This window comes from Brevibacterium epidermidis NBRC 14811 (assembly GCF_001570805.1).
In the GTDB taxonomy this organism is placed as follows: Bacteria; Actinomycetota; Actinomycetes; order Actinomycetales; family Brevibacteriaceae; genus Brevibacterium; species Brevibacterium epidermidis.
In genome coordinates, this window is sequence record NZ_BCSJ01000015.1 from 106,295 (window position 1) to 118,914 (window position 12,620).

Genomic DNA, 12,620 nt, shown 5'->3' on the forward strand with positions numbered 1-12,620 from the left:
AGGTCGCCCTCCGTCGGTGAGATCTTCGTGCACACGGTGCAACCGTGCCGACGGCGAAACTATTTCCTCACCGCGCGGCGATCCCTGTCACAGACCCCAAAATGGGCCCAACCAGCGCCCCGGAATCACAGCTTCCGCAGCTGCACCTTCCGGATGGTGTGATCAGAGGATTTGTGGAGCACGAGGTCGGCCCGGCCGCGGCTGGGCTGGACGTTCTCGCGCAGGTTCGGGAAGTTGATGGAGTCCCAGATCTCCGTGGCCAGGGTGATCGCCTCGTCATCGTCGAGCTGCGAGTAGCGGTGGAAGTACGAGTCCTCGTCCTGGAACGCACCGTGCTTGAGTTTGAGGAACCGCGAGATGTACCACTGGCGGATATCGCGTGAGCGCGCATCGACGTAGACGGAGAAGTCGAAGTAGTCGCTGATGGCCAAGCCCACGGTTCCGTCCTGACGGGGACGGGCGGGTTGGAGGACGTTGAGGCCTTCGACGATGAGGACATCGGGGGAGCGCACAACCACCTCGGCGCCGGGAACGATGTCATAGGTGTGGTGCGAATACACGGGCGCGCGGACCTCGGGGGCCCCGGATTTCACGGCGGAGATGAACTTGAGCAGCTTGCGCCGGTCGTAGGACTCGGGGAATCCCTTCCGGCCGTTGAGGCGGCGACGGTCGAGTTCGGCATTGGGGTAGAGGAACCCGTCGGTGGTGATGAGCTCGACGCGCGGAGTATCGGGCCAACGGGCGAGCAGCTCGCGCAGCACACGCGCCGTCGTCGACTTGCCCACGGCCACCGATCCGGCGACGCCGATGACAAACGGTGTGCGCTTGGCATCCTGCGGTTCCAGCCCGCGATCGTGGAGGGGAGAGAAGAACTCCCTGGTCAGATCGTGTTTCGCCCGCCGAGCCGAGACGTAGAGGTTGAGCAGCCGTGAAAGTGGCAGATAGACCTGGGAGACCTCGTCGAGGTTGATCCGATCGCCGAGCCCGCGCAGCCGTTCGATATCGCGCTGCTTCAGCGGCAGGGGAGTGGCCTGGGCGAGAGTGCCCCACACGTCCCGGTCGAACTCCCAGAACGGAGACGTCGTGTCCGGTTCGCTGCGCCGGGCGGTATTGAGGCCGGCAAGTTTGCGCGCACGGTCCAATTGAGGGTCGACATGGCTCATTCCCCCATTGTGTCATGCGTCATGTCCGCCGCCCGCCCCAGGTCGGGCAACGCTCTCACCCTCGCCGAGGCGGCCCCACCGCCCCGCGTGCGCGTGCAGTTCGTCACGTTGACCCGATCGTGACTCGCCGAAATACACGAGATGGGCTGGGAGCACGTAAAATCTCCCTCATGTGTGGAATCGTTGGCTATGTATCCAAGGCCCCCGTTGACAATGCCGACCACTCGGCGCTCGATGTCGTGCTCGGCGGCCTGAAGAGGCTCGAGTACCGCGGCTACGACTCGGCCGGCGTCGCGCTCGTGACGCCCGACGGTCAGCTCGCCTCGGCGAAGAAGGCCGGAAAGTTCTCCGCCCTGACCGAGGAGATCGAGGCCAACCCGCTGCCCGCTGCGCAGACCGGAATCGGACATACCCGCTGGGCCACCCACGGTGGACCCACCGACGTCAACGCTCACCCGCACCTGGCCGACGGCGGCAAGCTCGCACTCATCCACAACGGGATCATCGAGAACTTCGCCTACCTGAAGAAGGACCTCGTCGCCGAGGGCGTCGAGTTCCTCTCTGAGACCGACACCGAGGTGGCCGCCGCCCAGCTGGCGAAGAACTATAAGGAAACCGGCGACCTCACCGCCGCGATGCGCAAGACCGCCGATCAGCTCGAAGGCGCATTCACTCTGCTCGCCGTCCACGCCGATGCTCCCGGTCAGGTCGTCGCCGCCCGCCGGAACTCGCCGCTGGTCATCGGCCTCGGCGAAGGCGAGAACTTCCTCGGCTCCGACGTCGCCGCATTCATCGACTACACCCGCACAGCCGTCGAGATCGGCCAGGACGAGGTCGTGACGATCACGCCGGACGAGGTCACGATCACGGATACGCAGGGCAACCTCGTCGAGGGCGAGCAGTTCGAGGTCGACTGGGACACCGCCTCGGCGGAGAAGGGCGGCTTCGCGTCCTTCATGGACAAGGAGATCCACGATCAGCCGCAGGCCGTGGCCGATACCCTGCTCGGCCGCCTCGACACCGAGGGCCGCCTGACGCTGGACGAGATGCACATCGATGAGAACGTGCTCAAGTCCGTGGACAAGATCGTCGTCATCGCCTGCGGCACCGCAGCGTACGCCGGTCAGGTCGCGAAGTACGCGATCGAGCACTGGTGCCGCATCCCCACCGAGGTGGAGCTGGCCCACGAATTCCGCTACCGGGATCCGGTGGTCACGGAGAAGACGCTCGTCGTGGCGATCTCGCAGTCCGGCGAGACCATGGACACGATCATGGCCGTGCGCCACGCACGTCAGCAGGGTGCGAAGGTCATCGCGATCTGCAACACCTTCGGCTCGACGATTCCACGCGAATCCGATGCCGCGCTGTATACGCATGCCGGCCCGGAGATCGCCGTGGCCTCGACGAAGGCGTTCCTGTCGCAGGTCGTCGCCTGCTACCTGCTCGGCCTCTACCTCGCTCAGCTACGGGGGAATAAGTTCCGCGATGAGATCGCGACGATCCTCGCCGAGCTGCAGACCATCCCAGAGAAGATCCAGCACATCCTCGACGAGACGAAGTCGCAGGTCCTGGCCCTGGCCGACCGCAACCAGGACGTCGGTTCGGTGCTGTTCCTCGGCCGTCACGTCGGCTACCCGGTGGCGATGGAAGGTGCGCTCAAGCTCAAGGAGCTCGCGTACATCCACGCCGAGGGCTTCGCCGCCGGTGAGCTTAAGCACGGACCGATCGCGCTCATCGACGAAGGCCAGCTCGTCATCATCGTTGTGCCGTCCAAGCGCGGCCGGGATTCGCTGCACGCGAAGGTCATCTCGAACATCCAGGAAGTCCGCGCCCGCGGTGCGAACACCGTCGTCATCGCCGAGGAAGGCGACGAAGAGGTCGATCAGTTCGCCTCCGAGGTCATCTTCGTCCCCGAGACGACGACGCTCATGGCGCCGCTGCTGACGACCGTTCCGCTGCAGATCTTCGCGATGGAGCTGGCCACGGCCAAGGGCCTCGACGTCGACCAGCCGCGCAACCTCGCGAAGTCGGTCACGGTCGAGTAAGGACGCGAGCATGGCGATCTTGGGAATCGGCACCGATATTGCCGACGTGCCGCGCTTCGCCGAGCACATCGAGCGGGTGCCTGAACTCCTCGACCGTCTGCTCACCCCGGGTGAGCAGCTCAAACGCAACGGCAAACGCCGGACGGACGCCTCCTTGGCGGCGCGGTTCTCCGCGAAGGAGGCGCTGAAGAAGGCGATCGGCTTTCCCGGATGGCTGCCCTGGCAGTCCGCCGAGGTGGTTCCTGCGAGGTCCGGTGCGCCGAGTTTCCGTCTGCGCGGGCTCGTCCTCGAACACTTCCGTGCCATCGGCGGGACGAACATCCATCTGTCGATCACCCACGATGCGCACCTGACGATGACGTTCGTCATCGCCGAGGGAGAGGGGCCTTCGCTGAGTCCCGGCATCGAGGGAGCCGCCGAGCACTTCACCCACTCGATGTACGGCAAGGGTGCGCGCCTGGGAGAGATGCCGGAACGGTAGTACAGCAGCCCGGGGTCTACTCAGCGCAGCGAGAGTCGCATCAGAAGCGAATCTCCATGGACGGAGTCAGGCTCCCGCTCACCGGTGGATTCGAACCCCAACTTGCCGAACACGTTGAACGAAGCGGTGTTCCACTCGCGGACAGTGGAGGCCAGGTGCCGATAGCCGATGATCTCTGCCCGGTCGACGACCGCATGTGAGGCTTCGGTGCCGAACCCCTGCCCCCAGAACTCCTGCAGGAACTCGAACGCCAGCTCAGGCTCGTCGGGCTGACCCACACTGTTCTCCACGAGCCCGCAATAGCCCATTGGAATCTCGGTCAGCTCCTGTTCGACGACGAGTAGTCCCGGCTCCGGAATCGAATCGTAGGTGCGAATCCGCTCCTCGAGATCCACTACTGTGGGATGGCCGTCCGCGGAGATGTGCCGCCGTGCGGGAACGCGTTCGTCACGCTCCTCCCACAGCCGGTGGTGGAAGGTCGCGTCACCAATCCGCCAGGGACGCAGTCTCAGTCGCGCAGTGCGGATTTCGACGTCGTGGACCATGTCCGCCAGTATGCCGTACTGGTCGCTGAGACAACGGATGTCGAGTTCCCACGACAGCCACCTCGGTGGAAGAACCGACGTCCCAAACAACAGGCTCGGTAATAGACTCAAGGCATGAGTTCACTTCCCAATGACGCCGCCACCGCAACCGCCGACACCCACACGATCCCGGCCCTCACTGAGACGGCCGACACCGTGCACCTGCCCACCGCCGATGACGCGAACGACATCGCACCCGGCCTTGTCACCCTGCGCCGAGCGCTGCACGAGAACGTCGAGGTCGGACTCGACCTGCCGGTGACGCAGAAGCTCGTCCTCGAAGCCATCGAAGGCCTCGACGTCGAGGTCACCACAGGGGAGGGGCTGTCGTCGATCGTCGTCGTCCTGCGCGGCGGAGCCCGGAAGACCGACTCGACCGGGGTCGTACCCGCCGTCCTCCTGCGCGGGGACATGGACGGACTGCCCGTCACCGAGGCGACCGGATTCGACTTCGCGGCCACCTCGGGGAGGATGCACGCTTGCGGCCACGACCTGCACACCGCCGGGCTCGTCGGAGCCCTCAAACTCCTCCACCGCGATCGAGACTCCCTGCCCGGCGACGTCGTGTTCATGTTCCAGCCCGGCGAAGAAGGCTTTGACGGGGCCGGGAAGATGATCGACGAAGGCGTCCTCGACGCAGCAGGTCCCCGCGTCAAGGCCGCCTTCGGCATCCACGTCTCCGCCGACGCCGACCTCGGCGTCGCGAGCTCCCGCCCCGGCCCGTACATGGCGGCGTTCTCGAAGATGACGATCACCGTGAACGGCAAAGGTACGCACGCCTCCCGTCCGGCCACCGGCAAGGACCCCATCCAGGTCGGCGCCATGCTCGTGGGCCAGCTGCAGGAATACGTCACCCGCCGCTTCGACATCTTCGACCCGCTCGTCGTCACTGTCGGCCAGTTCAACGGCGGCACCGCTCCCAACGTCGTCCCCGACCTCGCGACCTTGGTCGTCAGTGTGCGCACGTTCTCCGAAACAGTGACATCCCGCGCCGAGGCGGAGCTCCCTCAGCTCGTCCGTGACCTCGTCGCCGCCCACGGTCTGACCGCCGACGTCGAGTACGAACAGATCCTTCCCCCGACGATCAACAACGACGCCGAAGCCGAGTTCTTCCTCTCCACCTTCACCGACCTCTTCGGCGAGGAGAGGACCGTGCGCAGGGCGAATCCGCTGCCCGGGTCCGAGGACTTCTCCCGCGTACTCGATGCCGTGCCCGGAGCCTATGGACACTTCGGAGTCGCCCTGCCGAACCTGCCGGTCGAGGAACGCGAAGCCAACCATTCCCCGCGCGCTCGCCACAGCGACGACGGGCTGGCCGATCAGGCCCTGTTCCTCGCGCATCTGGCCGGGCGCCGTCTGGCGCAGTTGGCCGAGGACTGAAACGTCCGGCTCTGGCACGTGTGCGTGAGAAGGCATACGGTGCAATGAGGAATCGAATCATGACAATGTGCAGGAGCAGTCGATGAGTGTGTTCGCCTACCCGAGCGAGACCATCAGGGAGGCCGAAAAGCCGCTGCTCGAGGCCGGCATTCCGCTCATGGCCCGCGCGGCCCGAGCCCTGGCGAACAGCGCGGCCGCCATCTTGAAGTCCGACCACGGACAGGTCAGCGGTACTCGTGTGTGCGTCCTCGCGGGACCAGGAAACAACGCCGGAGACGCCCTCTTCGCCGCGGCGACCTTGGGCAGGCGCGGAGCCGCCGTCACGGTCATCACCCTCTTCGATCGCACTCACGACGAGGGGCTGGCCGCGGCACGGAGTGCAGGCGCACAGGTCGTCACATTCACGACGGCGCAGGCCGAATCTGCGCGTGCCGACGCCTTGAGCGAACTCTCTCGCGCGGACCTCGTCCTCGACGGGATCCTCGGCACCGGCGGCCGGCGCGGACTGCCCGAGCACATCTCCACACTCATCGCCGACTGGGCCCCTCACCGCACCGGCCGCCTCATCGCCGTCGACGTCCCCTCCGACCTCGACCCGAACCACGCCGGTGCTGGGAAGCGACTCCACGCCGACCGCGCTGTGACCTTCGGCGGGCTCAAGACCGAACTCATCGATCCCCGCGTGGACGAGTTCATCGGCACCATCGACGTCATTGATATCGGGCTCGGTCTCGACCCCGGCCTGGCCACTGCAGAACTGCTCGATTCCGGTGACCTCGTCACAGGATTCCCGCGCCCCGATGAGACCGCGCACAAATACTCTCGTGGTGTCACCGGGGTCCTCGCCGGCTCCGAGGAGTACCCGGGCGCTGGGGTGCTCACCACCACTTCGGCGGTGAACACCGGAGCCGGAATGGTCCGCTATCTCGGATCCCCGCTCGTCGCCGAATTCGTCCTCGGCCTCCACCCCGAGGTGGTCAGTGCGTCGGGACGCATCGACGCCGTCGTCTTCGGCCCAGGCGACCCCGAACCAGAATTCGTGCAAGGTGTCGCCGACGCCCTGACCGGAAACCACACCCCGATCGTCGTCGACGCCGGCGGCCTCGACATGATCGCCCGGGCCGAATCGATGGCCGGCACCTGGCTGGCTGACCGACCGCTCATCATCACCCCGCATGCCGCGGAGCTGGCGCGGCTGCTCAGCCGCCTCCTCGGCGAGATCATCACCGCAAATCGGATCGGGGCGAACCCGATCCGGTGGGCGCAGCGGGCCGCGGAGCTGACCGGCGCGATCGTTCTGCTCAAGGGCCACCACACGGTCATCGCCGCACCCGACGGGCACGTCGTCCTGCCCGAGCCGGGGCCGGGCAGCCTCGCCACGGCCGGGTCCGGAGACGTGCTCGCCGGGATCCTCGGCACACTCGCCGCGATCACCGCCGCCCACGGCCGCTACGACAGCGACGACCGGACGCGTCCACCGCGCGAGTGGGCACGCCTCGCCGGACTCGGAGTGCTGCTGCACAACGAGGCCGGCCGGCGCGCGGTGACCGCGTCCGGTTTCGCCGACGCCCTCGCCGAGGTGGTCAGCGAACTCATCCACGGTGTGGACTGACTTTGGTCACTCGCTGATGCCGGCGGCCTTTCGTGGACGCATGGTCAACATGGCGGCCACGCCGACGACCACAGCAACCAGATGCACGAGACGGCTGACGAGAATCACCGCACCGGGGCCATCGAGAGCGCCGAAGTAGGCGTCGAAATCGGCGCCATCGAACAGCCACATGGCGGGTTCGACGAGCAGAGACGCCGTCCCGACCACGCCCAGTCCGACGATGAGGAAGAGCCGTGCCCACTCCCTGCCGCGTGCGAACTGAACGATGAAAAGGGCAACGACGGCATAGACCGCCAGGCGGATGCTCACCGCCCCGGCATTGTCCGCGAGGGCGTCGAACGGCCACAGGTGAGCAGCCATTTCGACGATTCCGGCCGCCAGCGCCGTGAATAGCGCCATGACCGCCAGGCGTCTGCGCGTCCAGGCATCCTGCTGCTCGTCTCCGTCTGTCTGCCCGAAAGATGGTTCTATCTGTCGACTGGTTCGTTCCATTTATCTGTCCTCCTCTTCGGTGAGTCCCATACGACCAGGGCAGTTATCCCGGGGTCATCACCGTGAGGTAGTGAATCTCAGCGCGACAGGTAGTCCCTGCGGGGGATGCCGAGGGACTGTGGGACGCGACAAACAGAAGGACTACGGAACTTGACGAACAGACAGAACGGGACCGAGCCTCAGTGGATGAGGATCTGCGTCTTCGTCGATCCCTCCCACTTCATCGCCTTGACGAGACTGGACTCGTACATCGACACGCAGCCGGCGGTCTTCATTGACTCCGTATTCGCATGCAGGAAGATCGCCGATCCCTTGCCCGGTGTGCGCGCCTCGTTGTAGCCGATGACCTGCGCATACTTATACGGCTTCGGCTGATAGAGCGATTCGCCCTCGAACCCTTCTGACTTCAGCTGCATCGTGTTGTAGCCCTCGGCCTTCGTCGCGTCGCCGTCGACCCAGACGTGGTCGCGGGTGACCTTCGTCCACGGTTTGCCCAGCCCTGGATTCGACGAGGTGCCGAAGCCGTCGCGCATCCAGAACACGCCCTTCGGAGTCTTCCCGTCGCCTTCCTTCTTGCTCGATGTCGTTCCGTTGTAGCCGAGGCGGGCCTTATACGGGCCGCTGTCGCGAACGTACCGGTCGCCGGACTTCTCGCACAGGTAGATATCGGCGGTGATCGTCGACCGCTGCTTGACCTCGAAGGCCTTCGCCGCCGTGACTGACGAGTTCGCCTCGACTCCCGTGCAGTACTTCGCGGCCGCTTCGGCCGGACTGGTCTGACCGACGACGGTGAGGACCGCGGCGAACAGGCTAGTCGTGATCACCATCGCGAGGGTGCGGGCTGTCGTGGTGTGCATGATGTCTCCTTCTTCATCGAATGGCTCAACGAGCCGAACTTCGCCGAACGGGTCGTCGGCTGCACCTGCGACGTCGGCGCCAGCTGCCCCGACGGTCGCGGGGGATCAGCGTAACGAAGGTGCTGACCGGGGACGGAGCATTCTCACGATGAAGATCCGAACCGTGCGCAGCCGTTGCGGGATCGGCCTCTTCCGGCTCCGACAGCAGGTCCCGATACTGCTGGCCGACAGGGGTCGGCGGTAGTCTTATCCAGTGACATCTTTCGACATCCCCGAGGCTCTCGTACGGGCCGAGATCGACGAGGCGGCCCTGTGCGACAACGCCGCCGTCCTTGCCGATCGCCTCTCACCTGCTCGCCTCAAATGCGTCGTCAAAGCCAACGCCTACGGCCACGGCATCGACCTCGTCGCACCCGCCCTCTTCTCGGCCGGGTGGCGCGAGTTCTGCGTCGCCACGATCCCCGAAGCCCTTCACCTGCGCAGCTTGCTGGGCCCCGAAGCGCAGATCCTCGCCTGGCTCTACGGACCCACCACTGACCTCGACGAGGCGGTGCGCGCCGATATCCAGTTGGGCGTTTCGACGGTCGACTCCCTCGACCGACTCGCCGAGGCGGCCCGCCGCACCGGTATCACTGCCCGAGCCCACCTGAAGATCGACACCGGCCTCGGCCGCAACGGACTGGCTCCGGAAGCACTCGTCCGCGCCTTCGACTGGCTGCGACGTCACGCCGAAGAACGCCGCACCGCTGACACCGACCACGGCGACCTCGCAACGGCCCCCGACGCCGCTGCCGATATCCGCATCGTCGGAATCATGAGCCACTTCGCGGTCGCCGACGAGCCCGAACGCCCCGAGACCGCAGCGCAGAGCGCGGTCTTCTCCTCCGCCCACGGGCAGCTTCGGGCAGTGCTCGACGCCGCGGACGGCCGCCTCGGCGAATCCGATGATCTGGACGTTCACATCGCGAACTCACCGGGAGCACTCACTCTGGGACCGTGCCCGGGCACCTCGGCGAGGGTGGGACTCGCCCTCTACGGACTGTCCCCACTCGAGGACGGGGATCCGGCGGTTCTCGGGCTGCGGCCGGTCATGCGGCTGGTCTCCACCGTCATCAATCTCAAGGACATTCCCGCAGGTCACGGTGCCTCCTACGGACTGACGTTCACCGCTGCGACCGACACCCGGTTCGCGCTCGTGCCCGGTGGGTACGGGGACGGACTGCCGCGGGCGGCATCGAACCGCGCCGAGGTGGCCATCCGCGGTCGTCGTTATCCTGTCGTCGGGCGCATCGCCATGGATCAGATGATCATCGACATCGGTGCCGGCAACAATGAGGTGGCCATCGGAGACGAAGCCGTCATCTTCGGTCCCGGTGGGCCGAGCGCGGCCGAGTGGGGGACCTGGGCGAATACGATCAACTACGAGATCGTCACTCAGCTCAGCGCCCGCGTCGACCGAGTCGCTCGGAAGGGAGACGGACGATGAGGGTCCATCTCGAATCCCTGGAGCAGATGCGCACGTTCGCCGCGGCCTTGGCCGAGCATCTGCGCGCCGGTGACCTGCTCATCCTCACGGGCAACCTCGGTGCGGGGAAGACGACGTTCACGCAGTCGCTGGGGAAGGCCCTCGACGTGGCCGGGCGGATCACCTCGCCGACGTTTGTCATTGCTCGCGAACACCTGTCGCGGACGGGCGGACCTGCCCTCGTCCACGTCGACGCGTACCGGTTAGCCGACGGTGAGGAGCTCGAAGACCTCGACCTCGACTCCGAACTGGACGAGTCGATCACGGTCGTCGAATGGGGCGCCGGCATGGCCGAGCAGCTGAGCAACGACCACCTCGACATCACCATCACCCCGGTGTGGGACGAAGCTGCCGAGTCCACTGAGGACGATGAGTCAGTCGGTGCAGATGATGAGGACGAACTCGAAGACGAACGGCGCACCGTCGACCTCACCGGTCATGGAGCCGACTGGGCCGAACGCCTGCCGCAGGTTGAGGCCGCAATCTCGGCGCTTGCGGGCATAAGAGTAGAGGCCACGGCCTCCGAGGACCTGCCTGCCGAAGACTCGGCGAATGGGGGAGACGAATCATGATCATACTGAGCATCGACACCTCGCAGTCGGCCTCGGTGGCGCTCGTGGACACGGACACAGGTTCGGTCATCGCTGCTGAACAGGCCGATGACCAGCGTCGACACGTCGAGTTCATCGGCCCGGCCCTTGCCCGGATCCTCGCCGAGGATGCCCAACCCGAGCTCGTCGTCGTTGGCATCGGACCCGGCCCCTTCACCGGGCTGCGCGTGGGCATCGCCGCTGGAATCGCTGTCGGTCAGGCCCGCGGGATCCCCGTCAAGGGACTGCTGTCCCAAACAGCGATTGCCGAAGAGCTCGTGCGCACCACTGCGAACGAATCGGGCCACCCGGTCCTCATCGCCTCGGACGCCCGTCGCAAAGAGGTCTACTTCAGCGTCTTCGACTCCGCCGACGCGACGTTGAGCGCCGGACCGTTCGTGGCGAAACCGTCCGAGGTCGCCTCGGTCCTCGCCGACGCCGGCTTCCAGTTTGACGCGATCGACGAAAAGTACGGCCGAGGGTTCCTCCTCTATCCGGACGTCCTCGGAGCGTCGAGCTCCGAGTCGATCACCGATCCTCGTGCCGAGTACCTCGCCTTCGCGGCGGCCCGTGAGCTTGCGGCCGGTCGAGAGCTGCGAGAGCCGATCCCCGAATATCTGCGCGAGCCCGATGCGAAAGCGACCCCGGTGCGGGAGAGCTCACTGAAATGACCTCCACGACCATCGCCGAGCTTCCCTGGTGGGACCTCGCCGAGGTGGCCGACCATGATGCGGCGATCTTCGGCCCGACGGCGTGGACGCTCGGCTACTACTGGTCGGTGAAAGCACAGAACGGCACGGTCATGCTCGCTGCCAGGACCGCCTCGGCGGGGGATCCGAATGCGGACTCCGCAACCGGCGATGAGGTCGTCACCGCCTCGGCGGGGGAATTGACCGGCTGGATCGTCATGTCAGGGGCCGGTGCGGAAGCCGACGTGATGACGATCGCCACCACCGAGGCGGCGCGTGGTAAGGGCATCGGCCGCACCCTTCTGCAGGCAGGAATCGAATGGGCGAAGGACCGCGGCGCCGAGGTCGTCCACCTCGAGGTCGATGAGCGCAATGCCGCGGCGCTGGCGATGTACGCGGCCTTCGGATTCGAAGAATGGGGACGGCGCCCGGACTACTATCCAGGTGCCGCGGGAATCCTCATGCGCCTGCGGATCGGCGGCTAAGCGACCGGAACCGCGCGGTTTTCAGTCGCCTCGGTGAGGTCGACGAGTAGCGCTCCGTTGAGTCGGAACGCCTCCATCGTCTCGTCTATGACGATCTGCTCATCGCCGCCGGTCGTCGCAACCTGATCGAGGAGTCTGCGGTAGGCGTCCTTGTACGGCTTCGTCTTGCCGAGCTCTGCGAAATCCCACATCGTCAGTGAGGTCGCCGGCAGACTGTAGTGCCGGTTCATGAGTGCGCCGATCGCCTGTCCGCCCGAGAGATCCCCGAGGTAGCGCGTGTAGTGGTGCGCGATGACCTGCTCGGCGCGTTCGAGCCCCGCCAAGTGTGCGGCATAGGCGGTGGCGCTGGGCATTACCGGTAGCTCGGTGCAGTCGAGCGCGACCAGGTCGGCGGCGATGCGTTCGGCACGGAACAGAGCCGCGTCGAAGAACGGTGCGAACACCGGATCGTCGGCGAACTCGCGCGACTTGGACTCGAGCACGCCGTAGATGACGTCGTACTGCTTGAGCAGAAGAGCGTAGGCCCGGGAATCGAGCCGTCCTTCCATGAGGTCGACCATGAATGTAGTGTGTTCGACCTCGTCGTGGATGGTGGCGGTGCTGGACTTGAGGCGGGTGGAGAACTGTTCAGACATCATGTTTCCTTGGGGGAGTGCGGCCAATCGAATGTTGATGTGCCGCCGAGGTGGGGTGATCGGCATCATTGCATATTTGTAG

The 12,620-nt window shown here is 65.9% G+C and carries 13 protein-coding genes; 8 read left to right on the forward strand and 5 right to left on the reverse strand.

The window, feature by feature from the left end; genetic code table 11:
- Positions 1 to 125: 125 nt before the first annotated feature.
- Positions 126 to 1,163 carry a type I pantothenate kinase gene (gene coaA, locus BEP01S_RS11615; protein ID WP_062243429.1) on the reverse strand — a complete coding sequence of 346 codons (1,038 nt, stop codon included), beginning with the start codon at positions 1,161 to 1,163 and terminating at the stop codon, positions 126 to 128.
- Positions 1,164 to 1,333: 170 nt separating this feature from the next.
- Between coaA and glmS the strand changes: the two genes are divergently transcribed.
- Both glmS and BEP01S_RS11625 read left to right on the forward strand, forming a co-directional pair.
- Entirely contained in the window at positions 1,334 to 3,208 is a 1,875-nt protein-coding gene (gene glmS, locus BEP01S_RS11620) for a glutamine--fructose-6-phosphate transaminase (isomerizing) (protein ID WP_062243431.1), read from the forward strand.
- Between the two features lie 10 nt (positions 3,209 to 3,218).
- Positions 3,219 to 3,689, forward strand: a complete 471-nt coding sequence (locus BEP01S_RS11625) for a holo-ACP synthase (RefSeq protein WP_052239989.1) — start codon at positions 3,219 to 3,221, stop codon at positions 3,687 to 3,689.
- Positions 3,690 to 3,709: 20 nt separating this feature from the next.
- On the opposite strand, the gene BEP01S_RS11630 is transcribed toward BEP01S_RS11625, so the two are convergent.
- Positions 3,710 to 4,234 carry a GNAT family N-acetyltransferase gene (locus BEP01S_RS11630; protein ID WP_062243433.1) on the reverse strand — a complete coding sequence of 175 codons (525 nt, stop codon included), beginning with the start codon at positions 4,232 to 4,234 and terminating at the stop codon, positions 3,710 to 3,712.
- A gap of 114 nt (positions 4,235 to 4,348) precedes the next feature.
- On the opposite strand from BEP01S_RS11630, the gene BEP01S_RS11635 reads away from it, so the two are divergent.
- Together BEP01S_RS11635 and BEP01S_RS11640 are read left to right on the forward strand one after the other, a co-directional pair.
- The gene (locus BEP01S_RS11635) at positions 4,349 to 5,653 is read left to right on the forward strand and encodes a M20 metallopeptidase family protein (RefSeq protein WP_083532685.1); all 1,305 of its coding nucleotides are present in this window, start codon (positions 4,349 to 4,351) and stop codon (positions 5,651 to 5,653) included.
- An 82-nt stretch (positions 5,654 to 5,735) separates the two neighbouring features.
- Positions 5,736 to 7,265, forward strand: a complete 1,530-nt coding sequence (locus BEP01S_RS11640) for a bifunctional ADP-dependent NAD(P)H-hydrate dehydratase/NAD(P)H-hydrate epimerase (RefSeq protein ID WP_062243436.1) — start codon at positions 5,736 to 5,738, stop codon at positions 7,263 to 7,265.
- 6 nt (positions 7,266 to 7,271) lie between these two features.
- Here BEP01S_RS11640 and BEP01S_RS11645 read toward each other — a convergent pair whose 3' ends face one another.
- On the reverse strand, positions 7,272 to 7,757 hold the full coding sequence (locus BEP01S_RS11645; RefSeq protein WP_062243439.1) for a hypothetical protein: 486 nt from the start codon (positions 7,755 to 7,757) through the stop codon (positions 7,272 to 7,274).
- 179 nt (positions 7,758 to 7,936) lie between these two features.
- Positions 7,937 to 8,614 carry a hypothetical protein gene (locus tag BEP01S_RS11650; RefSeq protein ID WP_062243442.1) on the reverse strand — a complete coding sequence of 226 codons (678 nt, stop codon included), beginning with the start codon at positions 8,612 to 8,614 and terminating at the stop codon, positions 7,937 to 7,939.
- Positions 8,615 to 8,867: 253 nt separating this feature from the next.
- On the opposite strand from BEP01S_RS11650, the gene alr reads away from it, so the two are divergent.
- Genes alr through BEP01S_RS11670 form a run of 4 tightly spaced genes read left to right on the forward strand, consistent with a single transcriptional unit; the run spans position 8,868 to position 11,903 of the window.
- Complete coding sequence (gene alr, locus BEP01S_RS11655; protein ID WP_062243445.1) at positions 8,868 to 10,100, forward strand: alanine racemase; 1,233 nt, start codon at positions 8,868 to 8,870, stop codon at positions 10,098 to 10,100.
- Positions 10,097 to 10,711, forward strand: a complete 615-nt coding sequence (tsaE, locus tag BEP01S_RS11660; protein ID WP_064485806.1) for a tRNA (adenosine(37)-N6)-threonylcarbamoyltransferase complex ATPase subunit type 1 TsaE — start codon at positions 10,097 to 10,099, stop codon at positions 10,709 to 10,711. The genes alr and tsaE overlap by 4 nt, the downstream gene beginning before the upstream one ends.
- Entirely contained in the window at positions 10,708 to 11,400 is a 693-nt protein-coding gene (tsaB, locus tag BEP01S_RS11665; protein ID WP_062243447.1) for a tRNA (adenosine(37)-N6)-threonylcarbamoyltransferase complex dimerization subunit type 1 TsaB, read from the forward strand. Before tsaE ends, tsaB begins: the two co-directional genes overlap by 4 nt.
- Complete coding sequence (locus BEP01S_RS11670; protein ID WP_062243449.1) at positions 11,397 to 11,903, forward strand: GNAT family N-acetyltransferase; 507 nt, start codon at positions 11,397 to 11,399, stop codon at positions 11,901 to 11,903. Before tsaB ends, BEP01S_RS11670 begins: the two co-directional genes overlap by 4 nt.
- On the opposite strand, the gene BEP01S_RS11675 is transcribed toward BEP01S_RS11670, so the two are convergent.
- A complete protein-coding gene (locus BEP01S_RS11675; protein ID WP_039209888.1) occupies positions 11,900 to 12,541 on the reverse strand; it encodes a biliverdin-producing heme oxygenase in 642 nt (213 codons plus the stop codon). The genes BEP01S_RS11670 and BEP01S_RS11675 overlap by 4 nt on opposite strands.
- Positions 12,542 to 12,620: the final 79 nt, after the last annotated feature.